This window comes from Brevibacterium sp. LAARM3_SD1, assembly GCF_057364765.1.
Genome location: NZ_JBNFOL010000031.1, coordinates 25,010 through 50,654, shown reverse-complemented (window position 1 = coordinate 50,654; position 25,645 = coordinate 25,010). Strand labels below are relative to the sequence as shown.

The 25,645-nt window shown below is 66.4% G+C and carries 24 protein-coding genes and 1 pseudogene; 11 read left to right on the top strand and 14 right to left on the bottom strand.

The annotated features are described in order from the left end of the window. Positions 1 to 52: 52 nt before the first annotated feature. From hpf to mtrA, 6 genes are all read right to left on the bottom strand, one after another. Positions 53 to 715 carry a ribosome hibernation-promoting factor, HPF/YfiA family gene (hpf, locus tag AC2W7L_RS15235; RefSeq protein ID WP_486005113.1) on the bottom strand — a complete coding sequence of 221 codons (663 nt, stop codon included), beginning with the start codon at positions 713 to 715 and terminating at the stop codon, positions 53 to 55. A 66-nt stretch (positions 716 to 781) separates the two neighbouring features. After that, a complete protein-coding gene (locus AC2W7L_RS15230) occupies positions 782 to 1,504 on the bottom strand; it encodes a ComF family protein (RefSeq protein ID WP_486005112.1) in 723 nt (240 codons plus the stop codon). A 102-nt stretch (positions 1,505 to 1,606) separates the two neighbouring features. Further along, complete coding sequence (locus AC2W7L_RS15225; RefSeq protein WP_486005111.1) at positions 1,607 to 3,331, bottom strand: LpqB family beta-propeller domain-containing protein; 1,725 nt, start codon at positions 3,329 to 3,331, stop codon at positions 1,607 to 1,609. Then, positions 3,328 to 4,575 carry an MtrAB system histidine kinase MtrB gene (mtrB, locus tag AC2W7L_RS15220; RefSeq protein WP_486005110.1) on the bottom strand — a complete coding sequence of 416 codons (1,248 nt, stop codon included), beginning with the start codon at positions 4,573 to 4,575 and terminating at the stop codon, positions 3,328 to 3,330. Before mtrB ends, AC2W7L_RS15225 begins: the two co-directional genes overlap by 4 nt. 211 nt (positions 4,576 to 4,786) lie before the next feature. Next, positions 4,787 to 5,290: a hypothetical protein gene (locus tag AC2W7L_RS15215; protein WP_486005109.1), complete on the bottom strand. Its 504-nt coding sequence runs from the start codon at positions 5,288 to 5,290 to the stop codon at positions 4,787 to 4,789. Next, positions 5,287 to 5,967 (bottom strand): MtrAB system response regulator MtrA, encoded by a 681-nt coding sequence (gene mtrA, locus AC2W7L_RS15210; protein ID WP_062861422.1) that lies wholly within the window; start codon positions 5,965 to 5,967, stop codon positions 5,287 to 5,289. Before mtrA ends, AC2W7L_RS15215 begins: the two co-directional genes overlap by 4 nt. Positions 5,968 to 6,264: 297 nt before the next feature. Here mtrA and AC2W7L_RS15205 point away from each other — a divergent pair, with 297 nt between their 5' ends. The 6 genes from AC2W7L_RS15205 to AC2W7L_RS15180 are packed head-to-tail and all read left to right on the top strand — an operon-like array spanning position 6,265 to position 11,665. Further along, the gene (locus AC2W7L_RS15205) at positions 6,265 to 6,618 is read left to right on the top strand and encodes a hypothetical protein (protein ID WP_486005108.1); all 354 of its coding nucleotides are present in this window, start codon (positions 6,265 to 6,267) and stop codon (positions 6,616 to 6,618) included. Continuing rightward, positions 6,600 to 7,313: a DUF7847 domain-containing protein gene (locus tag AC2W7L_RS15200; RefSeq protein ID WP_486005107.1), complete on the top strand. Its 714-nt coding sequence runs from the start codon at positions 6,600 to 6,602 to the stop codon at positions 7,311 to 7,313. Before AC2W7L_RS15205 ends, AC2W7L_RS15200 begins: the two co-directional genes overlap by 19 nt. Positions 7,314 to 7,356: 43 nt before the next feature. Then, on the top strand, positions 7,357 to 8,055 hold the full coding sequence (locus tag AC2W7L_RS15195; protein ID WP_486005106.1) for a DUF4129 domain-containing protein: 699 nt from the start codon (positions 7,357 to 7,359) through the stop codon (positions 8,053 to 8,055). Beyond that, a complete protein-coding gene (locus AC2W7L_RS15190; protein ID WP_486005105.1) occupies positions 8,052 to 9,308 on the top strand; it encodes a DUF4350 domain-containing protein in 1,257 nt (418 codons plus the stop codon). Before AC2W7L_RS15195 ends, AC2W7L_RS15190 begins: the two co-directional genes overlap by 4 nt. Further along, positions 9,305 to 10,348 carry an AAA family ATPase gene (locus AC2W7L_RS15185; RefSeq protein ID WP_486005104.1) on the top strand — a complete coding sequence of 348 codons (1,044 nt, stop codon included), beginning with the start codon at positions 9,305 to 9,307 and terminating at the stop codon, positions 10,346 to 10,348. The genes AC2W7L_RS15190 and AC2W7L_RS15185 overlap by 4 nt, the downstream gene beginning before the upstream one ends. Continuing rightward, positions 10,349 to 11,665, top strand: coding sequence for a DUF58 domain-containing protein (locus tag AC2W7L_RS15180; RefSeq protein ID WP_486005103.1), 1,317 nt, complete (start codon positions 10,349 to 10,351; stop codon positions 11,663 to 11,665). It begins immediately after the preceding gene. Here the strand turns inward: AC2W7L_RS15180 and AC2W7L_RS15175 are convergent. Next, on the bottom strand, positions 11,646 to 12,644 hold the full coding sequence (locus AC2W7L_RS15175) for a stage II sporulation protein M (RefSeq protein ID WP_486005102.1): 999 nt from the start codon (positions 12,642 to 12,644) through the stop codon (positions 11,646 to 11,648). The genes AC2W7L_RS15180 and AC2W7L_RS15175 overlap by 20 nt on opposite strands. Positions 12,645 to 12,778: 134 nt before the next feature. Between AC2W7L_RS15175 and AC2W7L_RS15170 the strand changes: the two genes are divergently transcribed. Further along, positions 12,779 to 13,603 (top strand): RDD family protein, encoded by an 825-nt coding sequence (locus AC2W7L_RS15170; RefSeq protein WP_486005101.1) that lies wholly within the window; start codon positions 12,779 to 12,781, stop codon positions 13,601 to 13,603. A gap of 79 nt (positions 13,604 to 13,682) precedes the next feature. On the opposite strand, the gene ahcY is transcribed toward AC2W7L_RS15170, so the two are convergent. The 3 genes from ahcY to AC2W7L_RS15155 form a co-directional block, all read right to left on the bottom strand. Next, positions 13,683 to 15,143 carry an adenosylhomocysteinase gene (gene ahcY, locus AC2W7L_RS15165; RefSeq protein WP_486005100.1) on the bottom strand — a complete coding sequence of 487 codons (1,461 nt, stop codon included), beginning with the start codon at positions 15,141 to 15,143 and terminating at the stop codon, positions 13,683 to 13,685. 180 nt (positions 15,144 to 15,323) lie between these two features. Then, positions 15,324 to 16,808 carry a phosphohexomutase domain-containing protein gene (locus AC2W7L_RS15160; protein WP_486005099.1) on the bottom strand — a complete coding sequence of 495 codons (1,485 nt, stop codon included), beginning with the start codon at positions 16,806 to 16,808 and terminating at the stop codon, positions 15,324 to 15,326. Next, complete coding sequence (locus AC2W7L_RS15155) at positions 16,805 to 17,161, bottom strand: DUF3499 domain-containing protein (protein WP_486005098.1); 357 nt, start codon at positions 17,159 to 17,161, stop codon at positions 16,805 to 16,807. Before AC2W7L_RS15155 ends, AC2W7L_RS15160 begins: the two co-directional genes overlap by 4 nt. A gap of 87 nt (positions 17,162 to 17,248) precedes the next feature. On the opposite strand from AC2W7L_RS15155, the gene AC2W7L_RS15150 reads away from it, so the two are divergent. Beyond that, positions 17,249 to 17,611 (top strand): metallopeptidase family protein, encoded by a 363-nt coding sequence (locus AC2W7L_RS15150; protein WP_486005097.1) that lies wholly within the window; start codon positions 17,249 to 17,251, stop codon positions 17,609 to 17,611. 38 nt (positions 17,612 to 17,649) lie between these two features. On the opposite strand, the gene AC2W7L_RS15145 is transcribed toward AC2W7L_RS15150, so the two are convergent. The 4 genes from AC2W7L_RS15145 to AC2W7L_RS15130 are packed head-to-tail and all read right to left on the bottom strand — an operon-like array spanning position 17,650 to position 22,638. Then, positions 17,650 to 18,738 carry a DUF5719 family protein gene (locus tag AC2W7L_RS15145; RefSeq protein WP_486005114.1) on the bottom strand — a complete coding sequence of 363 codons (1,089 nt, stop codon included), beginning with the start codon at positions 18,736 to 18,738 and terminating at the stop codon, positions 17,650 to 17,652. After that, positions 18,684 to 19,106: a hypothetical protein gene (locus AC2W7L_RS15140; protein WP_486005096.1), complete on the bottom strand. Its 423-nt coding sequence runs from the start codon at positions 19,104 to 19,106 to the stop codon at positions 18,684 to 18,686. The genes AC2W7L_RS15145 and AC2W7L_RS15140 overlap by 55 nt, the downstream gene beginning before the upstream one ends. Next, positions 19,103 to 22,201 (bottom strand): glycosyltransferase family protein, encoded by a 3,099-nt coding sequence (locus AC2W7L_RS15135; RefSeq protein WP_486005095.1) that lies wholly within the window; start codon positions 22,199 to 22,201, stop codon positions 19,103 to 19,105. Before AC2W7L_RS15135 ends, AC2W7L_RS15140 begins: the two co-directional genes overlap by 4 nt. Continuing rightward, the gene (locus AC2W7L_RS15130) at positions 22,198 to 22,638 is read right to left on the bottom strand and encodes a WhiB family transcriptional regulator (RefSeq protein WP_456061984.1); all 441 of its coding nucleotides are present in this window, start codon (positions 22,636 to 22,638) and stop codon (positions 22,198 to 22,200) included. The genes AC2W7L_RS15135 and AC2W7L_RS15130 overlap by 4 nt, the downstream gene beginning before the upstream one ends. Positions 22,639 to 22,986: 348 nt before the next feature. On the opposite strand from AC2W7L_RS15130, the gene AC2W7L_RS15125 reads away from it, so the two are divergent. The 3 genes and pseudogenes from AC2W7L_RS15125 (at position 22,987) to AC2W7L_RS15115 (ending at position 25,635) form a co-directional block, all read left to right on the top strand. Next, the gene (locus AC2W7L_RS15125; RefSeq protein WP_486005094.1) at positions 22,987 to 24,084 is read left to right on the top strand and encodes a coenzyme F420-0:L-glutamate ligase; all 1,098 of its coding nucleotides are present in this window, start codon (positions 22,987 to 22,989) and stop codon (positions 24,082 to 24,084) included. A gap of 102 nt (positions 24,085 to 24,186) precedes the next feature. Then, complete coding sequence (locus AC2W7L_RS15120; protein WP_486005093.1) at positions 24,187 to 24,879, top strand: hypothetical protein; 693 nt, start codon at positions 24,187 to 24,189, stop codon at positions 24,877 to 24,879. Continuing rightward, a pseudogene (locus tag AC2W7L_RS15115) lies at positions 24,867 to 25,635 on the top strand (CoA transferase subunit A). The gene AC2W7L_RS15120 and the pseudogene AC2W7L_RS15115 overlap by 13 nt, the downstream one beginning before the upstream one ends. Positions 25,636 to 25,645 lie beyond the last annotated feature (10 nt).

Genomic DNA, 25,645 nt, shown 5'->3' with positions numbered 1-25,645 from the left:
GGCCCAGCAACCTCGCGCGAGGTTGCTGGGCCGCCGTCAGGTAGTAATTGGGTCAGTCGACTGCTTCTTCGAGTTCGTGGTCGAGGGCGATGACTCCGTAACTCCAGCCCTTGCGGCGGTAGACCACGGAAGGTTTGCTCGACTCTTCGTCGATGAACAGGTAGAAGTCGTGTCCGACGAGCTCCATTCGGTTCAGAGCCTCTTCGATGCCGATCGGTGAGGCGTTGAATGTCTTCTCACGAAGCACCACCGGCGAATCGCCTTCGGCCTTGATGCGACCGTTCGTCTGATCGATGCTGCGGTCTTCGTCACGCTGCGCGTCGTCGGCATCCGCATCGGGAATCATCGGTTCGGCCACCGGCATCTTCGCCAGCGCCTCGGCAGTGGATTCCTTGCGGTGATGACCTGATCGCGGCACCTTGTGTCGGTCCCTCGCTCGCCTCAGCCGTTCGACGAGCTTCGCCCATGCCAGATCGAGTGCCGCATATTTGTCGCTTGCCATGGCCTCTGCCCGAATTGCCGGCCCCTTCGCCACAACCGTGAGCTCGACTCGCTCGCTCGTCTCGGGCTGGCGGGAGTTCTTCTCGTGAGTGACATGCACTTCGACGCGCTGAGCGCGAGGGGCGAGCTGTTCGACCTTCGCGATCTTGTCCTCGATGTGGGCTCGAAAGCTGTCGGAGATGGTCAGTTGACGGCCGTTGACAACGATGTCCATGATGTGTCCTTAGCGACTCGCTCGTCGGATTCATCCGATCCCATGCCCTTGGATGGGTAAACACCGTTATACAGTAAAGGGAGAGACAAATCGAGTGCCCCCGCGACCGAGGCCGAGAACAGCTCCCACAGCGGGTCTGATCTGCACCGATGCTAGCAAACGTGCGCTTTCTGCCAGTGTTGCGCCGGTGGTGGAGAAGTCATCGATGAGCAGATCCGCAGGCACTGAACCGGTACCCGAGATGAACCGCGGCTTCGCGAGTTCAGCGATTCTCCTCCGGTCGAGATATTGAGTCCGCTGCGCATTCTGCGCCCGCTCGATCGCCCCGAGTCCGACCTGGTCATGCGATCGCTTGGCAGCGAGCACATCGTGGACTTCAAGAGGCAGCTCCGGTGACAGCTCCCTGGCCCGTTCGGCCAGGGCCGCCGTATGAGATCCGCCCCGACGACGTCTCGCCCGGTCCGAACTGGGCGCCGGAAAGAGTCGGATCGCACCACCCGAGTAGCTGATGAGATCGAGGGCGGCGACGATCGAGCGGGTCAGTGCCAGAGCCAACGGGTCGAGGATGTCCCGACGTCCTTCGTCCTTGAAGCCGACGACCATCTTCGAGATCTGCGAGTTGTATTCGCAGACCCCGACGATCGGAATCGATCCGTAGCGCGGTTCCATTGCTCGCGGAATTCCGCCGAGCAGCTGCAGGCAGCGAGTGCACAGAGACACGTTCTCCCGCCCGCATCCGGCGCACCGTCGGGGCAGGAGCAGTTCGCCGAACTCCCCGAGCAGCCCCATGGGAGAAATCTACTCCATCCCCGGTCCGAGGGGTCGTCGTGGATCTGACGGACTGATCGCCGACGCACCGGCCTCCCGGTCGCCTGCACACTCCCCGACGGGTCAGCCGGGGTAGGAGGGATCCTTGGCCGCGACGTCGACGAGTTTCTGCCAGGCGTTCGAGTTGTAGCTGTAGAGCGCGCCATCGGAACTGGTGACCAGGATCGATCGGCCGTCCACTCCGCCGGCGATGCGGCTGCCGTCCGAAACCTCGCCGAGCTGTTCTGCCGGCCCGGTGACTCCGATGCGGAAGGGCTGCGCCGATTCCCCCTCCTCTGCGGCCAGAGCCACGAGAGACGTCGATCCAGCCCACGAGACGTCCTTGACCTCATCGAAGTTCGCACCGACTTCGATCGGTGATTCGGAGACATGACCGGACGGATTACCCGCCTTGTCCCTGGGCACACCGACCACATCGACGCGGTCCGGCTCTCCCTTGTGCCGGCTGAGCAGAGCGACACGGGTTCCGTCTCGTGAGACCTCGATATCGACCAGCTGTCGGCCGTTGAGGAAGTCGGCGGCCACGGTGAAGGATTTGCCGTCACGACCGACGGCCTTGAGCTCGCCCTTGTTCTCCGCTTCACCCGTCCACGTCGTATTGAAGCGGTCGATGCTGGGGCGCACGAGCTTCTTGCCGTTGAGGATCGGGGTGGCATCCACGGCATCGGACTTCAGCCGCATGAGCTGCTTGCCGTCATCAGCCAGATAGACGTAGAGCGAGTCGTCCAAGGACACCGCGGGGTCGCTGGCCTTCGCCTTCTTCAGGTTCGGGCTGTTCTCGACCTTGGCGACGGTCGTTCCCGAGACACGGGAAAGGTGGTCGTCGGCGATCACCACAGGAGGCCCGTCCACCTGGACCGTGGTGTCGGTCTTCGGCTGCAGACTGGCCGGAACCGTCTGTCCGCCGATGCTCAGCTCGATCGCCGATATCGAGGGAATGACCTGCAGAGTGGTGGCGATCTGCTGGCGGATCAGCCCCTTCTCACGGTCCGACGGGGCAGGGTTCTGCGCCCCCAAGGACACGTGCGCGACGCCGTTCTCGATCGTCACCACGTTCGAATCGCTCAGCTTCGCACCGTCGGGGACCGAGGTGATCACCGCTCCCGAGAGATAGGGGGCGGGCCCGCTGAGCAGCTCGTTCATCAGCACGGTCGGAGTCGAGGAGGACCGAAGGAACCAGCGGGAGTCAGGGACGAGATACGAATAGTCGGAGGTGAAGAAATGCAGCGAATAGTTGAGGAAGATCGTGCGGAAGTCGGTCTGGCTGATGAGCAGCCCGTCCGGCGCCGAGGCGATCCTCCACTCCCCGTTCTCCTGCCGCAGTGAGAACTCCAGGGTGGATTCGGTGCCCGGCTTGGCGGAGTTGAAAACACCGGAGGAATCGACGAGGCCGACGACCGGAGCCGAGATGCTCATCGTCTTCTGGTCGGAGGTGGTCCCGACGTTCAGAGAGTCGATGTCCGTGCCGTTGGGCAGCACCGACACCGATTCGTGCGGACTCCATTTCTGCGCCTCGCCCTCGGTGAGGAACGACCGGGCCACGGAGAAGTTGTTGCCGGTGCCCGCTCCTGCCCGCAGGAATCCGCGCACGATGTCCGATGGGCTGTCGCCGGGTTCGGGTCCGTCGGGGATCCGTGCGTTGTTCGCCCCCGGATCACCCGAGTCGTCCTCGATATGGCCGACAGGCGATGACGTCGGGATCGACGAGCAGCCGACGAGGGCCAATGCCGTAAAGACCGAGACGAGCATGGTCTTCAGCCGGAACCCTCTGAGCGTCGTGCGCGTCATGACCGTCCTCCTTCGCTGTCGTCCAAGTCGTCGACCATGTCGCCGTCCGCGTCCGGCTCGCCGAGGTCCATGGACCGCTCCCGTGCATTCGCGTCGACAGCCATATCTCTGTCTGCCTCAGCAGAGTCTGCCTCAGCAGCGCCTATCTCAACAGTGTCCGCTTCGTCACCGTCTGACTCAACCTCCGTGTTGGTCGGCAACGACGATGCGGACTGCGGGGCCGCCTCGGCGGAATCATCGTGGTCGTCCTCGAGCATCTCCGGCTCGGTTTCGACGACGATCGGGATCGACCCGGTCTGGATGCGGACGGAGCCGTCCGAGGACAGCGGTCCTGCCACGAGCGCGGAACCGCGGATCTGCGCATCGCGCGGCGGCAGGGGCAGAGGCGAGGAGGTGATCTCCTGATCCGGGCGCCGGGGAATCGTCAGCCGGAAGCACGACCCTTCTCCGGGCTTGCCCCAGACCTGCAGCCAGCCGTTGTGCAGGTGGGCGTCCTCGAGCGAGATGGCCAGACCCAGGCCCGACCCGCCGAGGGTGCGCTTGCGAGCCGGATCGGCACGCCAGAACCGGTCGAAGACGTGCTCGACCTGCTCTTCGTTCATGCCGACTCCGTGGTCGCGCACGCTCACGGCCACCGCCTCGGCGTTGGAGGCGACATAGACGTCGACGGGGTTGTTCTCACCGTGTTCGATGGCGTTGACGACGAGGTTGCGCACGATTCGGGTGATGCGCACCCGGTCGACCTCGGCCATGACCGGCGAGGACGGGGCGTGGACGACGATCGCCGTCGACATCTGTTCGGCCACCATCGACACGGTCTCGATCACCGAGGTCACGATCGCACCGATGTCGACGGGTTTGGGCACAAGAGCCGCGGCCCCGGCGTCGTAGCGGGAGATCTCCAGCAGGTCGGAGAGCAGGTTGTCGAAGCGTTCGGCCTGCGAGTTCAGCAGTTCCGCACTGCGCGCGGTGACGGGGTCGAGGTCCTCGCGGGAATCGTAGATGAGGTCCGCAGCGGCACGGATCGTCGTCAGCGGTGTCCGCAGCTCGTGGGAGACGTCGGAGACGAACTGACGCTGCAGCACCGACAGCCGTTCCATCTGCTCGATCTGATGCTGGAGTGTGTCGGCCATATCGTTGAAGCTCTCACCGAGGACGGCGATCTCGTCGTTGCCGTGCACCGGCATGCGTTCGTCCAGGTCGCCATCGGCGATGAGCCTGGCCACTTCGGCCCCGGTGCGCACGGGGTGACGACGAGCCGAGTGACTATCCAGGCGACGGCTCCGACGAGGACGACGAGGACGAGGGCGGCGACGAACATCGACCGCTGCACGAAGTTGAGGGTGTCCTGCTGTTCGCTCAGATCGCCGAGGTAGTACAGCTGGAACTGACCGGCGCCCGGGATCTGCAGCTCCTGGGTGATGAGCAGCCCCGGTCCCGTGCCGTCGGGCAGGCTCACCGACTGGTAGAGCTTGTCATCGGACGGGGCTTTGCGGATGGCTTCGCGGAGTTCATCGCTGATGGGCACCTGCGAGGCCTCACCGTCCTCGCTCGGCCGCCGGCGGTGATCGTCGAGAACGAGGAGTTCGGGTCCGTCGGCTGCAGCGTCAGCGAATACACCGACCCAGCTGAGCGGTTGTAGATCGAGGACAGCTGCGAATTCAGCGTGTCCTGGGTGACCGCCTGACCGTCGACTGGCGCCAGGGAGCGCAGCTCGGCGAGGATCGACCGCGTCTGCGAGGACAGGGAATCGAGGCGGGTGTCGAAGAGTCCGCGCGCGATCTGCTGGGACATGTAGGTGCCGACGCCGAAGATCGCCACCGAGGTGAGGACGATCGTGAGCACGACGATGCGGACCTGCAGGGAGTGGCTGAACGATCGGAGTATGAAGTTCCAGAACGTCTTCAGTGCCGAGGCCGCGGTGCGGACGGGTCCGTCCGCGGCTGACTCGGAGGTCACGCGGCTCGGCCGGCCTTATAGCCGACGCCGCGGACGGTGACGATGATGTCCGGCTTCTCCGGATCGCGTTCGATCTTCGACCGCAGACGCTGCACATGGACGTTGACCAGTCGGGTGTCGGCGGCGTGACGGTAGCCCCACACCTCTTCGAGCAGAGTCTCGCGGGAGAACACCTGCCACGGCTTGCGGGCGAGCGCGACGAGGAGGTCGAATTCGAGAGGAGTCAGTGACACCGGGGAGCCGCCCTTGGTCACCGTGTGACCGGCGACGTCGACGACGACGTCACCGACGGTCAGCAGCTCGGGTGCCTGCGGTTCGGAGATCCGCAGCCGAGCCCGGACACGGGCGATGAGCTCCTTGGGCTTGAACGGCTTCGGCACATAGTCGTCGGCTCCGGATTCGAGACCGAGGACGACATCGACCGTGTCAGACTTCGCCGTGAGCATGATGATCGGCACCGAGGAGATCTCGCGGATCTCCCGGCAGACTTCGAGTCCGTCCTTGCCGGGAAGCATCAGGTCGAGAAGCACGAGGTCCGGATTGACCTTCTGGAATTCTTCGAATGCCTGGTCTCCGGTGGCACAGAAGAAGGGCTCGAAGCCTTCGCTTTTGAGCACAATTCCGATCATTTCGGCCAAAGCCGTGTCATCATCAACTACGAGGATTCGAGCGTTCATGCTCCCATTGTCCCTTATGTTCGCGTGTTCTTCGGTTCTCGACACTCCTACCCTATCGGGCGTTGTCGACGACCTCATGCACCACGTCCCATGACACAGGTGGCCAAAGCCCCAGCCGAAGCCTCGACCACGTCCCTGAACATACCCCAGAACACCGCCCCGAACACCACGTCCGAAGAGACCCGATCACACCCCCTGAGCCGCTCCCGAAGGCAGGGATCCGACGGGGCCGACCACACCGCAGAGGACAGGGAGACCGCTCGGCACGCGCCGGCGAATCATGGCAGGATTGGCGTGATGGGACAGACGAATGCATGGACCTCGGAGGTCGACTGGCACACGGGCCGGTGGCAACGACGTTCACCGTCCCCACCGTCACGCGGCTGGCAGCCGACTCCCCCGCGCGGACTCCTGCCCAAGCGTCCGCTGACGTTCATCGAGGCACTGGATTCCGGGTTCCGCCTGCTGCGCTTCATCCCGACGCTGTCCGTCGGCTCCTCCCTCATCGTCTTCAGCCTCTGGAGCCTGCTGCTCACCGCGATCGGCACACTCATCGCCGTGCAGTTCCTGCCGTTCCTCAATGACTTGAGCGGCAACGACGATGCCGTCTCCGGCTTCATCGCTCTGGCCAATTGGGATCGGTCGCGCTGAGCCTGCTCAGCCTCGGGTTGGCCCACCTGCTCTCCGGGCTCATCGCCACCGGCACCCGCGAGTCCTTCGGCGCCCGCAGAACCACCCTGTCGATGGCCTGGAAGTCACTGTCCGGACGCCGCTGGCGCCTCATCCTGGCGACGCTGCTGATGAGCGGAATCAATCTCGGTCTGCTGCTGGCCCTCACCGCTCCGACTCTGCTGTTCGTCAGCGCCGATTCGGTGATCCTCGCCTTCGTCTGGGCCGCGCTGGCCGCCCTGCTGTGGTTCGCTGCGCTCCTCTGGATCAACCTGCGCCTGGCATTCCTCGGTTCGGCGATCGCGGTCGAGGACCTGAGCGTGCGTGCCGCGATCCGGCGCTCATGGACGCTGACCGGGCGCGGCTTCTGGCGGATGCTCGGCCAGCTGGCGCTCGGATACTTCCTGTCCAATCAGCTCGTCCAGCTCATCATCACTCCGATCGTCTTCATCATCTCGCTCCTGTTGGGTCTCGGCATGTCCACGACCAGCGAATCGACGACCGCGCAGGCGGCGATCGCGATCGTCTCCGTCGGTCTGCTGCTCGGGCTCACCCTCATCTCCTCGGCCGTCCTCTTCGCCTATTTCGCCTGCCTGGTGACGGTCTGCTTCTTCGATCAGCAGATGCGCTCCGAAGGTCTCGACCTCGTCCTCATCCGCGCCGAGGAGAACCGTTGATCCTCTCCCCCATCACCGAGGCGGCCGGCGCCTCCACACCGCCATGACCTCCCAGCCGGGCGCGGGACGACTGCACGCCGCCTCGGCGAGCATCGACCGAGACACCGGACGCGAATGGGTCGAGCACGAGCTGTCGAAACCCGAATACGCCGCCAACGACCTCACCCCCTTGGAACAGATCGGACGGTGGCTGAGCGACCTGTGGAACTCGCTTATCAGGACCGCGCTGGGCGCGAACTCACCGTGGCTGCTCGTCTTCGTCGTCCTGGGGCTTGCCGCGATCATCGCCCTCATCGTCTGGCGCGTACGCCGGGCAGGAATCCGCCGTGTCGGGGTTCCGCTGTCGGCATTCGATCCGGTCGTGTCCCAGCCCGAACCGGGTCCATGGCGAGAAAGTGCGGCCCGGGCTGCGCGTGCCGGCGACTTCGAGACCGCGGTCATCGACCAGTCCCGTGCGATCTTCGCGGTCCTGTCACTCAAGCAGACCGTCTCCCTCGAGTCCTCGGCCACGGCGAGTGAGATCGCCCATTCCGCCGAGGCGGCCCTGCCCGAACACGGACCCGCCGTCCACGGTGTGGCCGAGGTCTTCAACGACCTCCGCTACGGGGAGGAGACCGCACAGACAGCCCGTACGAGACGCCTCGACGAGGTCTACGCGGATCTGTGCGCACTGGACCGCACACTGAGCGCACTGCCGGTCCGCCACCACCAGAGCGCAGGCCGCCAGGAGGCACCGGCATGAGCGCCCAGTTGGATGTCGCCGGCCGCGGCACTCGGTCGACCGCGCGGGTCCCGATGCGGGCCCGTCTGCGCTCGGCTTCGGTGTGGATCGTCGCGGCCTTCGTCATCCTCGTCACCGTCATCGCCCTCGTGCTCCTGACCGGTGACGAGGAGACCGACGAACCCCTGCACTATGATTCGACGGCGCGCACCGGCACGAAGGCCCTCGTCGAGACCCTGCGCGACAATGATGTCGACGTCACCACCTCCGAGGATCAGAAGAGCGCCCGCACTGCCGCTGCCCGGCCCGACACCACTCTGCTCATTCCCACGAACACCGATGCGCTGTCGCCCGGGGACATCGCCGGCCTCCAGTACGCTCTGCGCACTCACGGCAACCGGCTCGTCCTCGTCGACCCGGGGCCCTCGGTCGCGCAGTTCACCGACCGGATCACCGTCAACGACAACCTCAGCCCGCTGGCGGACCCGGATGCCACTACCCCGCCGGCCTGTGACTCCCCCATCGCCCGCGGTGCCGGGGCCGTGACCACGGGCGACGTCGAATATGCGGAGACGAAGAAGGGCACCGGCGGGATCACCGCCTGCTACCCGTTCGCCGGCCCCGGGGTCGATGAGATCGACGACGCCGAGGTGGCCCCCGGGTCCGCGCGCGGACAGTTCGTCACCGATTCGGGCGGTTCCGTACCGCTGACCGTGCTCGGCAATCCCGAGTGGGTGACCAATGAGCACATCGACGAAGAGGGCAATGCCTCCCTCGCGCTCTCACAGCTGTCCCAGACGCAGAACGTCGTCGTCTACTATCCGACCTTCGACGGAGCCGACCAGCAGTCGCCTCCATCGACGATCGACTTCGTCCCCGGCTGGTTCCTCGCGGGAGTCCTGTGGCTGATCCCCTGTGTCCTCGTCCTTCTGCTCGTCATCGGACGCCGGTTCGGACCGCTGGCCGTCGAACGCCTGCCGGTCATCGTCCCGGCAGTGGAGACCGTGCACGGTCGGGCCGCTCTGAGCTCTCGCAGCCACGACCGGGACGGTGCGCTGCACACTCTGCGGACCGGCGCGCTGCTGCGCATCGCCAAACGGCTGAGCCTCGGCCCCGATGCCCGCACCCCCGATATCATCACCCGCATCGCAGCCACCACGGGGGCCGACCCCGGCTATCTCCACCACGTCTTCGTCTCCGCTTCGGCACACACCGACGCCGAACTCACCGAACTCGTCCATCAGCTCACCCAGATCGAAAGTGAGATCCCATGACCCAACCGCCCCCGGACCCCACGAATCCTCAGGAACCGGTCGCGCAGCAGGCTCCGGCAGCCGTCGACGGGCAGACCCCGCAGGTGGAGCCGGACCCGGTTCGTAAGGCGTTCACCGGTGTGCGCACCGAGATCGCCAAGGCGGTCGTCGGCCAGGACCAGGCAGTGACGGGAATGCTCATCGCACTGCTGTGCCAGGGCCATGTGCTGCTCGAGGGTGTGCCCGGAGTGGCGAAGACTCTGCTCGTGCGCAGCTTCGCGGCCGCTGTCAGTCTCGACAGCTCACGTGTGCAGTTCACTCCCGACCTCATGCCCAGCGATGTCACCGGGTCGTTGGTCTACGACGCGTCCATCTCGGACTTCTCGTTCCGTCCCGGCCCGGTGTTCACGAACATCCTCATCGCCGATGAGATCAACCGCACCCCGCCGAAGACCCAGTCGGCTCTGCTCGAAGCGATGGAAGAGCATCAGGTGTCCGTGGGCGGACGCTCCCGGAAGCTGCCCGAACCGTTCCTCGTCGCGGCCACACAGAATCCCGTCGAATACGAAGGCACCTACCCGCTGCCGGAAGCCCAGCTCGACCGGTTCCTGTTCAAACTCGTCCTCGACCTGCCCGAGCGGGACCACGAGTTCGAGATCCTCGACCGTCATGCCCGAGGCTTCGATGCAGGCTCCCTGGCAGCCGCGGGTCTGCGTCCGGTCGCCGATGCCGAACTCATCGGCCGGGCGCGCGAAGCGATCGCGAAGATCTACATCGCCCCGCAGATCATCACCTATATCGTCGACCTCGCCCGCGCCACCCGTCAGACCCCGTCGCTGGCGCTCGGAGTCTCACCCCGCGGAGCGACGAGGATGCTCGGCGCCGCCCGTGCTCATGCGTGGCTCAGCGGCCGGCACTATGTCACCCCCGACGACGTCAAGGCACTGGCTCATATGTCGCTGTCGCACCGTGTCATCCTTCGCCCCGAGGCACAGATGGACGGTCTGGACGTCGGACAGGTCCTCGATTCGATCATCGCCACGACCGAAGTGCCCCGCTGAATGACCACGCGACTGTTCCTGCTCACCCTGCTCGGGCTCGTGCCCGTCATGCTGGTGCCCACGTGGCCGACGGCGCTCATCGTGGCCGGGGTGATCGTCGTGGTCGCGGTCCTCGACTTCTTCCTCGTCCCCCGGATCCACGATTTGGAGCTCCAACGCACACCGGGACCGATGGTTCGCCTCGGCGATGGCACCCACAGCACACTGACCCTGATCAACGGGACGAACCGTCGACTGCGGCTGCATGTCCGCGAAGCCTGGGTCCCGAGTGCCGGGGCGATCGAGACGCGGTCGCGTCATGTGCTGGAACCGGGTGCGCAGGCACAGGTGACCACTGAGCTGGAACCGACCAGACGAGGTGCGCTGCCCGGCGACCTGGTGACGGTGCGCAGTCGCAGCGTGCTCGGACTGATCCACCGGCAGAAGAGCATCGACGTGCCCGCCGCTGTGCGGGTGCTGCCTCCGTTCGTGTCCCGCCGGGAGCTGCCGTCGAAGACTCAGAAGCTGCGTGAGCTCGAGGGACGATCTGCGGTGATGATCCGCGGAATGGGCACCGAATTCGATTCGCTGCGCGACTACGTCGACGGCGACGATGTCCGGTCCATCGATTGGAGAGCCAGCGCCCGCGCGCAGGATCTCGTGGTCAGGACGTGGCGGCCGGAGAAGGATCGTCGAGTCGTCATCGTCGTCGACTCCTCGCGTTTCGCCGCCCGCCGCTGTGGCGACGGAACGGTCTTCGATGCCGCTCTGGAGGCGTCGCTGCTGCTGACGGCCCTGGCCACCGGCGCAGGTGACCGGGTCGATGTCATCGTCGCCGATGCCCGGGTGCGCGCAGCCGCGTCGAGCCATCGGGCACACGACCCGGTCCATGACCTGTCGGTGGCGCTGACGCCCGTGCACCCGGAGCTCTACGAGGCGAACTGGGAGTCGATCGCCGCCGCGGTCCTGCAGACCTCCCGGCAGCAGGCGCTCGTCGTATTGGTCACGCAGCTCGACGAAGCGACCGTCGCCGAGGACATCCTGCCCGTGCTGCCGACTCTCACTGCACACCACCGGGTCGTCGTCGCCGGAGTCGAAGATCCCACACTTGAGGACCTGGCTGCCCGGCGCGGCGACGCCGACGACGTCTATACGGCGGCGGCGCCGAGGCCGAGAGACTGGCGACGGCATCGCTGCAGACGCGTTTGCGTGGGCTCGGCGTCTCTTCGGTCTATGCTCTGCCGGAGAAGCTTCCCGGCGCTTGGCCGATCTCTACATCCGGCTCAAGGTCACCGGCGGACTGTGAGCGAACCGCCGGTCAGCGGTTCGTGGAGATGACCGAATATCCGGCCTGGTGTTCGTCCAGATCGGCACTGAGGCCGGCCGCGGCAGCTCGTCGGCCGAAATGCCAGGCGTAGATGACGACCGCGGCGGTATAAGCCACGCCGATGGCGATCTTGAGTGCCGACGGAATCGGGTTCGGTGTCACGAAGCCTTCGATGAGACCCGAACCCAGCAGCAGAAGCACGAGTCCGCCTGCGACGACGAGCAGCGACCTGGCCTCACCGGCGAGCTTGTCCCGGCGCAGCCTGGGACCCGGCAGCACCCAGGCGAAGAACAGACGGAGACCCGCGGCAGCGGCGAGGATGATGCAGCTGATCTCCGGGATCCCGTGCGGCAGGATGTAGAGGAAGAAGTCGGAGGCCCGGTCGAACTCGAACATCATCGCCCCGGAGAAGCCGACGTTGACGGCATTCGAGAACAGTCCGACGATGACATAGGCGCCGGTGATGCCGAGGAGGACGAATTGGACGGCGATCCACGCATTGTTCGTCCACACTCCGACAGCGAAGAATCCGTTCGGGTTCTCCTTGTAGTAGTCGACGAAATCATGTTCGGCGAACTGGCGTCGGAACTCACGATCCCCGAAGGTCTCCAGCACTTCCGGATGCGTCCCCGCCCAGATCCCCGACAGGACGGCCACAGCGAGGAACCCTGCGGCCACGATGACGAAGTCCCAACGCAGCCGATACAGCGACAGCGGCAGACTGATGACGAAGAAGCGTGCGATTCCCGACAGTCCCCCGCTGGGCACGGAGGAGAGATGATTCCGGGAGCGGTGGACGATGGCCGAGAGCCGGGCGGCTTCGAGGGAATCCGGGGCGACGGTCGTGATCCGCGACAGATCCTTCGACGCCGCCCGGTAGAGCTCAAGGAAACGAGTCGTCTGCTCGGGCGTCAGCGTGTTCCTCTTCGCCAATGCCGACAGCTCCAGCCAGTCATCGCCGTGCAGCTGGGCCAGCAGGTTCGGATCCATTCCTCCACCCTATCGGAGACCAAGCTCGGGCACCTCCGACGAGACGAGCGGCTCACGGCATGCTCTGGGCGAAACGCCCGCCTCGGGGCTGGAAACGCCCGCCTCGGGACCCAGCGATATGACACGATGGTCGGGTGAGTACTCTGATCACCGGTGAAGCCGTCGAACTCAATGTCCAGCCGGCCGCTCTGGCGGCTCGGGCGCTGAGCTGTCTCATCGACTACATCGTCTATTCGCTGGTGAATATCGGATTGCTCATCGCCATGTTCTGGCTGATGCTCAAGGTGCTCGATCTCAACGGACTGCTCCTCGGCTCGCTCATGACCGTCATGACGATCTTCGTGTTCGTGCTGCTGCCGATGCTCGTCGAAGTGCTCAGCCACGGTCGGTCTCTGGGCAAACTCATCCTCGGGCTGCGTGTGGTCCGCGACGACGGCGGTGCGGTGCGGCTGCGGCACTCCTTCATCCGAGCACTGCTGTGGCCGTTCGAGATCGTCTCCACCGGCGGCGGCATCGCGGCTCTGTCCGGGCTCCTCTCACCTCAGGCCAAACGCCTCGGCGACTATCTGGCAGGAACCATCGCCGTGAGCGAACGCAGCCGACCTCTGCCGCCCATGCACACCCATGTGGCTCCGCACCTGCACGACTGGCTGCACCGCACCGACGTGACATCGATCCCCGACGGACTGCATCGGCGCATCGTCCAATTCCTCGCCATGGCACCGCAGCTCGGCGCGGAATCGCGGTGGCAGCGGGCGATCGAACTCGCCACCGAACTCAATCCCTATGTGGCTCCGGCACCGCCGGAGGGAACGTTCCCCGAACAGTTCCTGTCCGCGGTCATCCACCGGCAGCGCATCGCGGAGACCGAGAAGCAGCGCCGACGTGCGGACCGTGCTCATGCGTTCCGGTCCGGAGTCGACGCCCTCCCCTACGGCCTCCGCCTCACCCGCCGCTGACTCGATCAGCACCGGCAGGGCCCGGCCAGCCGCGGGGCACGGCCGGCGTCAGTACTCAATCAGCAGCGTCAGTACTCGATCAGTACCGGTAGTGCTCGGGTTTGAACGGTCCCGCCACGTCGACACCGATGTACTCGGCCTGTTCCTTGCTCAGATCCGACAGCTTCGCGCCGAGAGCCGGCAGGTGAAGACGCGCCACCTTCTCGTCGAGTTCCTTCGCCAGTCGGTGCACCGAGTTGCCGTAGTCGGCGTGGGCGTTCCACAGCTCGATCTGGGCGAGCACCTGGTTGCTGAACGATGCGCTCATCACGAACGACGGATGACCGGTGGCGTTGCCCAGATTGAGCAGGCGTCCTTCGGAGAGGACGAGGAAGTCCGTGCGATCGCGGTCGAGTCCCGCCTCGGCGGGCACGGGCACGCTCCACTCGTGGACCTGCGGTTTGATCTCGACCTTCTCCACTCCGGGCAGGCGGGACAGACCGGCGAGATCGATCTCGTCGTCGAAGTGACCGACGTTGCCGACGATGGCGCCGGGTTTGAGCGTCTGCAGCACATCGACGTCGACGACCCTGGTGTTGCCGGTCGTGGTGATGATGATGTCGGCCTGGGGAGCCGCCTCGGCGAGGTGGTCGACCTGGTAGCCGTCCATCGTCGCCTGCAGCGCACAGATCGGGTCGATCTCGGTGACGATGACGCGCGCGCCCTGCCCGCGGAGGGCCTCGGCCGCACCCTTGCCGACGTCGCCGTAGCCGACGACGACGGCGATCTTTCCGCCGATGAGGACGTCGGTGGCACGGTTGAGTCCGTCGGGCAGCGAATGGCGGATGCCGTAGCGGTTGTCGAACTTCGATTTCGTCACCGAGTCGTTGACGTTGATGGCCGGGAACGGCAGTCCGTCCTGCTCAGCAAGGCGGTAGAGGCGGTTGACTCCCGTCGTCGTCTCCTCGCTCACGCCCTTGATCCCCGCGGCCAGGCGAGCGAACCGGCCGGGAGCGGCCTCGATGGACGCGGCGATCTGCTTGAGCAGGACCTTGAACTCCTCCGGGTCTTCGGCACCGGCGGTCGGCACTCCCCCGGCGGCTTCGAATTCGGTGCCTTTGAGCACGTACATGGTAGCGTCGCCGCCGTCGTCGAGGATGAGGTTCGGTCCGTCCGCGAAGTCGAAGATCTTGTCCGCGGCCCACCAGTACTCTTCGAGGGTCTCGCCCTTCCACGCGAAGACCGGGACACCTGCCGGGGCTTCGGGAGTGCCGGAGCCGACGACGACGGCCGCTGCGGCCTCGTCCTGAGTGGAGAAGATATTGCAGCTGGCCCACCGGACTTCTGCGCCGAGGGCGACGAGGGTTTCGATGAGCACTGCGGTCTGCACGGTCATGTGCAGGCTGCCGGCGATGCGGGCCCCGGCCAGCGGTGCGGTCGAGGCGTATTCCTCACGCAGCGCCATGAGGCCCGGCATCTCCCTTTCGGCGAGGCGGATCTGGTGTCGGCCGGCCTCGGCCAGGCTGAGATCGGCGACCTTGAAGTCAGTGGAATCGAGCACGGTACCTCCATACGGCGGGCTGTCTGATCGGCTTCGAGTCTATTGCCGAGCAGGCGGCTTGTCGCGTCGCGCCCGTTCTGCGGACTGCAAATGCCTCCGGTGGACGGTCATCGACGGTGCCGCGGAGATCCGGCTGCCGGAGATCCAGCTGCCGGAGATCCGGATTCAGGCGCACCGGCTTCAGGCGCGAGCGGTGACGAAGTCCGTGACCTGGCTGGTGAGCGCGTCCAACTGCTGCGAATCGGCAGCTTCGACGTTGAGTCGGACGAGTGGTTCGGTGTTGGACTTGCGCAGATTGACCCACCAATCCGCCCCCTGCAGACCGATTCCGTCGAGGTCGTCGACGGTGTTTTCGGGGAAGTCTCCGGCATGCGCGGCGAAGTCGGCGAGCACGGCGGCGGGGTCTGAGACGGTGAAGTTGATCTCCCCCGACTGCACGAAACGGTCGTAGTCCGCGACCAGACGGGAGGCGGGAGCGCGTGATTCGGCGAGGGCGGCGATGAGGTGGCAGGCGGCGAGCATGCCCGAGTCAGCTCCGTAGAACTCGTCGAAGTAGAAATGCGCGGAGTGTTCGCAGGCGAAGACCGCACCGGTTTCACGCATGAGGGTCTTGATGCCCGAATGACCGACCTTCGACCGCAGCGCGTGTCCGCCCGCGGCGGTGATCGTCTCAGCCACGCTGCGGGAGGTGATGAGGTTGTGGATGACGGTGGGCCGGTCATCGCCGAGTGCCCGGGCCCGTGCGATCTCGCGTTCGGCGACGAGTGCGCCGACGGCCGAGGCCGACATCGTCGCTCCGGTCTCGTCGATGAAGAAGCACCGGTCGGCATCCCCGTCGAAGACGAGCCCCAGGTCGGCACCGTGGTCGACGACCGCGCGTGCGGCGTCGACGAGGTTCTCGGGTTTCAGCGGGTTCGCTTCGTGGTTGGGGAAGGTGCCGTCGAGTTCGGTGAAGAGGCCGATGACGTCGAAGGGCACCGAGGCGGCTCCCGCGTCCGTGCCGAAGACCTCCCCGAGGAGGCGTCCGGCCATGCCGTTTCCGGCGTCGAGCACGATCGTCAGTCCTGTGACCTCATCGACGTGGGTGAGTTCGCGGATCCGTGCCGCGTACTGCTCACGCATCCGGGATGCCGCGTTCTCGTCCTCGTCGATGCTCCGGCCGTCGGACTGCGGTGCGATGATCGCGAGCTCTCTGACTCTCGAGAGACCCGAGGCCAGGCTGACGCCGGCGGCTCGGGGTCCGCAGATCTTGATCCCGTTGTAGTCGGCCGGGTTGTGGCTGGCGGTGATCATGGCGCCGGGCAGGTCGAAGATGCCCGAGGCGAAGTAGAGCTGGTCGGTCGAGCACAGCCCCAGCAGCACGGCCTTCGATCCGGCGGCATCGACTCCGGCGGCGAAGGAGTGGGCGAATCCGGGAGAGCTCGGTCGCATATCGTGGCCGATGACCACCTCGGTGACGGTGTGGATCTCGGCCATCGCTCGCGCCGTCGCCCAGCCGAGGGCGAACAGGATGTCGTCGTCGAGCTGATCGGGAATGCGACCGCGGATGTCATAGGCGCCGACGGCGGCATCGAGGGCAGCCGTCCGGGCGCGTCCGAGTTCGGAGTCGGAGGGGGTCTGCGGTGCGGGATCGGCCCCAGTCGATCCCGATCCGGGGTGATTCATGAGTCGCCGATGATGCGCAGGTGACCGTGTCGGCGTCCCGTGGCCGCCGGATCGTCTGCTGGTCCCGGCGCGGTCCGGGTCGGGGTCTGATCGGCACGGTCGGCAGCTTCGCGAACGGCATCGGCGATGGCCAGCAGGTCGTCGTGGCTGCGTTCGGTCGGGGCCTGCCCGGAGTCGATGCGGATGAGCTGCCAGTCCACGGGTGGGGTCAGCTTCGCCGCATGTTCGGCGCACAGGTCATGAGCGCCCGGCTCGGCTCGCCTGCCCAGAGGTCCGATGACGACGGTCGCATCGGCGTGCACGTACGTCATGGTGGCGGCGGCAGGGCGCGAACAGCTGACTTTTGAACACATTCTCACGGCTGACACAGTCCCACACTCTACACGGCGCGCCCGCCGATTCGCTCAGGCACGGCGGCCTCGCACGTAGAATGAAGTGCTATGAGACCAAGCCGACATCGCGACCGACACGGACGGGGTCTGCGGTCTCCGTTGTACCGGGCCGAGGTGCCCGCGCGGCTGAGTCGGGCGGAGAGCTTCGCGAAGGTCGCAGCCGCAGAGTTCGCCCGGATGCGCGGGCGCGAACCCGATCTCCTCGCCGAGGTGGTGCTGGCCGTCGATTCGGTCCCGCCGGCGAGTTCGACCGAACCGAGCTTCGGCCGGGTGTTCCCGGCCGCCGGTGATCGGCCCACCCATATCGTCCTCTACCGGCGGGTGATCGAAGATCATGCCGGCGGCGAGGCCAGGGATGCGCTCATCGCCGAGGTAGTCGCCGATCAGGTCGATATCCTCCGTCGCACCTGATCAGACGGCACACCGAGGCGGCTCGCCGCCGCGGCTACTCAGCCGAGCCGGATGTCCCGGTAGGCGACACCCGCCGGAGCCGGCGCCGGGACGACCGTGGAGATTCCGTCCTTCGTGGTGACGACGAGAGTCGCATGCACCCCGTCGGCCTGCGAACCCGAGGCCTGGGAACCCTTGAGGACGAGCGCACGCACCGAGTCCTCGGAGACGTCGCTCGGGTTGAGCACGGTCGTGCCCGTCGGGTTGAGATCGATCGACTGCGGATCGGTCAGCGAGCCGTCGTCGAGCATTCCCTGCACCTGCACCTGCCCCTGACCGGGCGAGAGCTGCAGGGAGGACTCACCGGTGCGAGGAAGTGCCAGGATCTGCGTCTCGGCGACAGGGTCGGTGGACGGGATGCTGCCGAAGTCGACGGCTCCGTTCTCGCCGTCCTTGCCGATGAAGGCACCCGCTTGGACGCGCTGCGATGATTCGAGGACGACGCTCGTGGTGTCGAGGTCACCGAGATCGGCTTCAGCGACGCCGCGGCCGACCACGGTCATCGAGGAACGGGGAATGTCGATCTCTCCGTCGGGACCATATGCCTTCAGGGACACCTCGGCGAGGTTGCTGCCCGGGTTCGCGACCCGCACTCGCACATCCTTGCCGCTGAGTCCGGTGAGCACCTGTTGGCGATCGGCCCCGGCGCCGCCGGCGGCGAGGTCGATGCCCTGCGGCTTGAGCCCGTCGAGGACGGTCTCCTGGATGGATCCGGCCAGCACTCCGCCGTCGACGGTGACGTCGACGGCCAGGGCGTCGGCCCCTCCCGCCAGTCCGCCGAGCGGAACGGCGCGCTGCTCACCGGCCTTGATGCTCAGTTCGGTCGGTTCAGCGGTTTCGCCGCCGGGAGTCATGAGAGCGACCTTCGCCTGGACGGGAACGTCTCCTGGGTTGCTCAGCAGCAGCTGGGAGTTCGACCCGGTGGCACCGGATCCTGCGACGATCCGGAAGCTGCTCGCCGCTTGGGCGCAGGTGAGTGTGGCGAGGCCCGTGAGGTCACCGGAGCTGCCTTCGACGGTCTCGAGGCCGGTTGTCAGCGCGGGGGCACCGGGGCGGGCGAAACCGGTGACGAGCTTCGTCGAGTCGATGCTGTCGTCTCCGGAGACAAAGCCCTGGCCGGAGGGATTGTCGAAGTCGATCGACCCGCCGAGATCGGCGACCTGCAGTCGCGCCGAGGAGGTCGATCCGTCCGCAGCGCCGATCGGCGCGGAGGCGGAGAGACGCGGGTCGAGACCTTCGAATCGTCGACGAATTCGGGGTCGGTGCCTTCAGCCTCTCCGGCGGTGAGCAGCGGCCCGGGGCAGACCACGCGGGTGTCCGCGGTGGGCATCCGCACCTGTTCGGGACTGCGGTCCAGAGTGCCGGGGGTCAGCGGGGTGAGGAACGACGTCGTGGCCACGAGCACTCCGGGCACGGCGATGGCCGCGAAGGTGACGATGCTGCGCTGATGCTTCATGCTTTCTCCTCCCGGCGGCCGGGCTTCGCCGTGTTCCCTGCCCGACCGAAGGGAATGGCCACGATGAGGCTGAGCAGTCCGAACACCCATCCGGCGATGACGCCGACCGGGTAGAGCGGTGAGTTCAGTGAGATCTCGACGTCTCCGCCGGCGGCGGGGAGGTCGAATTCGCTCGCCCAAGCCTCTTCCCCGGGTTTCGGCTGCGGCAGCGGCTCACCGTCGATCTTCGCGGTGATTCCGTCGGCGGCATCGGCGATGGTCAGGGTGCGTCCTTCTTGGCCGGCCGGCACCTTTGCAGTCGTGCCGCTCATCGTCGCCGTGGAGACCTGTCCCTCGGATTCACGGATGAGGAATCGTCCGCTGTAGGGCTTGTCGACGCGCCACAGCTGTCCCGACGAGGTGGGGCCGACCGGCAGCAGGCCCTCCGAGACGGACACCGAGTTGGTCAGGCTGCCGGCGTTCTGACCGATGAGGACGAAATCGACTCCGAGTTCGCCGAGGATGCCGCTGACGTCACCGGCGTCATCGGCCGAGAGCGCGGACGCCGCCTGAGCCACGAGCACCTGGTCGGACGTGATCGGCAGGGGGCGCCGCTGCCACGGCCATCCCCCGACGGTTTCGGCCGAGGTCACCGTCGATGTGCCGAGAACAGTGCCGTCATCGGAGGAGACGAGGGTGGCCAGGACCTCTCCGTCGACATTGTCCAGACGGAGAGTCCGCGCCTGCGTCGCCCCTTCTGCACGGTCGGCGGCCAGGGCGGGGACGGTGCTCTCGGAGGTCGCGGTGACCGCCTCGGCCGAGGATGTGGAGCGTCCGGCGCCGATGGCGATGAGCCCGATGGCAGCCACGGTCACGAGCCCGACGAGTCCGCGCATGGGCAGCCGACTGGAAGCCGTTGAGGTCCCCTTGGCAGCACTCTTCGCGTCTGTCGAGCCGGCAGTCCGGGTCCGCCCGGGTCGACGACCGGCCGTGCGGTCGGCGCCGAGGGACAGCAGCAGAATCGATCCGAGGCTGACCAGCGTCAACCCCGCTGCAGGGTAGGAGCCGATGAGGTGGAACGGTCCCGTCTGCGCGGGCAGGTGCACTTGGATCGCGGCCAGGAGGAGGCCGCCGAGGTAGAGGCCGACAGCCCAGGACAGGCGGGAGAGTTCGAGCCGCGCTTCGATGAGGGTGAAGAACGCCAGGATGAGCATCGGCAGGAGGAGGACCGGCACCCAGAGCTGGAGGATGCCGGCAGAGACCTCGCCGAGTCCGAGGCTAGAGATCAGGTCTGCCAGCCAGGTCATGTCGATCGGAGCGGGGAACCCGACGGCCAGGAGGTAGGTCGGCGCAGACTCCGCGGCGATGGTCTGCCCGGGCATCGTCAGCAGGGTTCCCGGTTCGCGGACCACAGTCCACAGCCACGGCCAGCCCAGGAATACGGTCGGGGCGAGCAGCCACAGATGGCGCAAGCCGCGACCTGCCACCAGAAGCACTGCGGTGCCGAGGACCGTGGCCAGCAGAAGGAGCGGGACGCCTGCGGTGATGACGAACAGCAGCAGGCCTGTGCCGGCGGCCGCGGCGATCGATCCGGTGGTCAGGCTGCGGCGCAGAGTCACCGCCACCAGCGGTGCGCAGATCCAGACGAAGACCACGCCGAGGCGGCCGTCCGACAGTGCGGTCGTGAACAGTGGAGACGCGATCCACAGCAGAGCGGCGAAACCTCGGACCCACCGCCGGGCCAGCACGCTGCCCGCACCCGCGTAGGCGCTGATGGCGGCCGCGATCGGTGCAGCCAACAGCAGGGAGCGGACCATGACGTCGACATGGCCGAAGAAGAGGAGGGAGAGGACGCCGAGGACGAGGTGATAGGGGTCGGCAGGCACTGCCGCACCGGTCGAGACGTCGAGGTGCCGGCCGAGCAGGCGGTCGACGATCTCACCGAGGCCGATGTCCGTCGACCCCAGGGCGCCGCCGTCGAGGTGACCGGGGCCGAAGAGTCGGTAGCTGATGACACCGCTCATCACCACGGCAGCGAGGATCACATAGGTCAGGGGTGCGCGCAGCAGGCTGGAACCGCCGGTGATCTCCAGTCGGGAGAAGGAGTCGATGGCCTCCTCGGTGTCGCCGACCGGATTGAGCTCCGCATCGGCGTCGGGGCCGCCGGTGGGCACCTCTGCAGGACGCGGGTCGTCGGTCTCACCGCTCATCGTCCGGCGTTGGACGGCGAGTTCTTCGTCATCGGCGAAGAGCGCGGCAACGTGAGCGGTGTTCGATCGTTTGGCCACTCGGTTGCGACGTGCGTTGGCCCGCCGCAGCGGGGCGGTGGTCGACACGTCCGCGGGAAGTCCGAAGAGTGCCGAGAGATGCCATCCGGCGGGGCGGAAGTTGTTCGACAGCAGCCCGCCGAGGATGCGGCCGATATGGCCGATCGCGAGCAGGCAGAACAGGGAGAACAGTCCCTGTCCGGCGAGGCTGAGACGGTATCGCTGCTCGGTCCGGATCTGGGCTTTCGATGTCGGCGGGTGGGGTGAGGAGCCGAGTCGGGCGGCCGAGGTCGCGGAGATCTCCATCCGCGCACGCGGTGCCAGCAGCACGCGGGCGCCGAGGTCGCGCAGACGACGGGAGTATTCGAGTCCCGAGTAGGCGGGGCCGAGCACTCGGGAGGGTGCGCCGATGCGCTCAAGTTCCGTGGTGGCCATGAGCAGGCCCGGGAGGTCGAGACCGAGCGTTTCGATCTGACTGTCGCGCTGGCCCTGATCGATCTCCCCTGAGCCTACGGGGTTGAAGCGCTCCCCCGCCGAGGTGGTGCTCACTCCGGCGGAGACGATGCGGCCGGAGCACATGAGCTTCGGTCCGACTGCGGCGATGGATTCCGTCTCCCCGATGGCGTCGAGCAGCTCATCGAGACAGTCGAGTTCGGGACGGGAGTCAGGGGTGAGGAACCACAGGAAATCCGATTGCGCGATCTCCGGCATCTCGCCGGCTTCGCGGACCGTCCGTCCCCCGAGATCCACCACGGGGATCTCGGGGAAGTGCGGACGAAGAGCCGTTTCGAGCTCGAGCTTGCTGGCATCGTCGCCGGAGACGACGACGATGGTGACGGCTTGACTCACACGACCTTTTTCTTGAGCCGGCGGCGTTCGCGTTCGGACATTCCGCCCCAGATGCCGAAGCGCTCATCGTTGGCGAGAGCATACTCGAGGCATTCGGAACGGACGTCGCAGGATGCGCAGACCCGCTTGGCCTCACGAGTCGATCCGCCCTTCTCCGGGAAGAACGCCTCGGGATCGGTCTGCGCGCAGAGGGCCTGGTCTTGCCAGGACAGTTCGCCGTCTTCTGCGGCGCCCAGGAGCAGCGACAGCGGAGAGACCGCGGAGTTGTCCGGCTGCAGCGGCGTCAGATCGCTCGGATCGACGGCCAGCGGATCCGGCAGCGTCTCGGGTGTGCGTGCTCCAGGTTCGATGAACCAGTCTTCGGCACGACGGGAGGTGACTCCCGGTGCGGCGGTGAAGTCTTCTCCCTCCCGCCATTCTCTCTGTGCACTTTGCACGGTTTTCCCCTTTCTCACGCTCGAGCAGGTCCGTTGCCGTGACTGAGCCGATCAGTCCGATGTACGGTCGAATCCACAGGATCCATGCTCGGCGCGTTCCCCTTAGGTATAAATTACACGCGTGTCATTACCGCCCCGTCAAGCCCTTATGGAGTATTGAGACACCCCTTGAGACACTATTCGAACAGGCGTTCACATGCACACGCACCCAGAACCCCATATATAGGTCATGGCCCGGTCACGCGGCACAACCTGTGGGATCCGCCTGAACAAACCTGGAGAATTTAGAAAGTAGGCGTCCACAATGGGATTATGGAGGAATGAGAGTGGAATCACCGGTGGCCCGGCATGAATGATCGTCTGCTCACCGTCTACGCGCCTCCCGTCGAAGAAGAGATCGCGCAGGGTTCCGACCTCTCGGCGATCCTCATCAACGCTCTGCGGCGCAACCGCATCGACCTCAAGGACGGCGATATCCTCGTCGTCGCATCGAAGGTCGTCTCCAAAGCCGAGGGTCGCCTGCGCACAGTCGCAGATCGCGCCGAATTCGAGGAGCTCGTCGCACAGACCGGCACCCACCTCGTCGCTGAACGCTCCTATCGCTCCGGCACCACCGTGCAGGTCGTGCGCACACCCGCAGGCACCGTGCAGGCCGCAGCTGGTCTCGACCAGTCGAACTCCGGCGGTGCCGTCATCCTCCACCCGCTCGACAGCGACCGGTCCGCCGATGGGCTGCGTCAGCGGGTCGAACAGGCCTTCGAGGTTCGCATCGGCCTGGTCATCTCGGATACGAGCTCACGGCCATGGCGGTTCGGGGTCGGTGATATCGCCATCGGCCTGTCCGGGTTCTCCGGCCTGGACGACCAACGCGGTCGCCCCGACGACGACGGACGCGTCCAGACCGTGACCGTCCGCGCGATCGCCGACGAGATCGCCGCGGCCGCCGACCTGGTCAAGGGCTCCTCGCGCGGACTGCCCATGGCGCTGGTCCGCGGGGCCGGCGGATACCTCGACAACGGTCGTGAAGGTGCCCGAGCGCTGTCCCGCGACCTCGGAGAGGACTGGTTCCGTCACGGCCATGTCGAAGCCATTCAGCGGGGACTGGGTGTCACCGATCTGCCCGGCAGCGCTCCGGCCGGGGACAACAGCGACGACATCCTCGAACGGGTTTCCCGAGCCATCCGGGTCGTCCGCGCCGGGCAGTCCCGGACTCCCGGCCATGCTGCGTGGCGGATGCGCATCGAAGGGTCCGGGTCGCGTATCACGCTGAGCCCCTCTGATTCGCCGGCGACCGCTCAGTCGGGCGGCCCGCCGCTGCTCGAGGCGATGGTCGGGCTCGGTTCTCTCGTCGAACGACTCCATACGGCTCTCTTCGCCGAGGATCTCAGCGCCTCCACGCGCTATCACTGGGTCGATGGTGAGCTCGGGGCCTTCCCCCGCGGGTGACGATCGACATCGGCCTCATCGTTCCCTGACCCACCCGACACAATCCCGGCTCCCCCGACAGACAACCCTGGCCCCACCCGACAGACAACCATGGAAGCGGATATGGATCTCTCAGCCATCGCGCACACCGGCGGACCCGTCCTGATCTGGCGCGGACCCGATTTCGATCGCCTCGACCTCACCGGACCGGTCGTTGCGAATTGGGTGAATAAGGGAGTCGGTCTCTTCGGCGACTACGACCTCGGCCCGGACTTCACTCTCTTCGCTCCCCTGCCGGAGGGCCTGCACTGGCGAGAACTCGTCGCGATCCTCAGCGTTCTGCTGGCCGGTGGCCGCGTCGTCATCGCAGCAGAGGCGCCGGAAGAGGACTTCATGGCCTTCGTTCCCTTCGGCCATCAGGGTGATGACACGGTGGCGGATGCCGATGAGGTCTTCGTCTTCAATCCCCCGGCCCTGGCGTTGAGCACTCCGGTTGATACCGACTTCATCGATGTCAACTCCGCCATCCGGGCCTATCCCGATGTCACGGCGCGCCGCCTCGAGGCATCCGGGACCCTCGACATCGACGGACAGGTCATCGACTGGACGAGCACCGCGGGAGCCGACGGCACCCGTCCGCAGGGACTGCTCGTCTCGAACTCGACCCCGCCGCCCGGCGAATGGCCGCGCCTTCTGCAGCACCTCCTCAGCGGTGGTGAGGTCCTGCTCACCAGCAGAGTCGACGATGCTCGCATCACGGACCTGGCCGACGGGCTCGGAGTGGTCCATGGCACACTGGGCACATGGACAAAGTAGTTGATACCCCCGCAGCAGCGGTGGCCGACATTGCAGACGGATCATCGATCGCCGTAGGCGGCTTCGGTGTCGTGGGCGTGCCTGAATTCCTCATTCGGGCGCTCCAGGACCAGGGAGCCAAAGACCTCGAGGTGATCTCGAACAACGCCGGCGTCGACGGCCGCGGACTGGGCATCCTGCTCGCCGACGGACGACTCCGCCGCATCATCGCCTCCTATGTCGGCGAGAACAAGGAATTCGCCCGTCAGTACCTCTCCGGTGAACTCGAGGTCGAACTCACCCCGCAGGGCACCCTGGCGGAGAAGCTGCGCGCAGGAGGAGCCGGGATCCGGCTTCTACACCATCACGGGCGCCGGGACGCAGGTCGCCGAGGGCGGCATGCCGTGGAAGTACGACTCGGACGGCAACGTCGTCAAAGAATCTCCGGCCAAGGAGACGAAGGTCTTCGACACCTTCGGCGAAGAGAAGGAATACGTCCTCGAGAAGTCGCTGGCCCCCGACTACGCACTTGTGCGCGCAGCGATCGGCGACCGGCACGGCAACCTCGTGTTCCATTCCTCGGCGAGGAACTTCAATCCCCCGGCCGCACAGTCGGCTCGCATCACCATCGCCGAGGTCGAAAAGCTCGTCGAACCCGGTGAGATCGATCCGGACATGGTCCACGTGCCAGGCGTCTTCGTCCACCGCGTGGTGCCGCTGACGCCCGAGCAGGTGGCGGACAAACCCATCGAGAAGCGCACCGTACGAGAAGCCTGAGGAGACACAG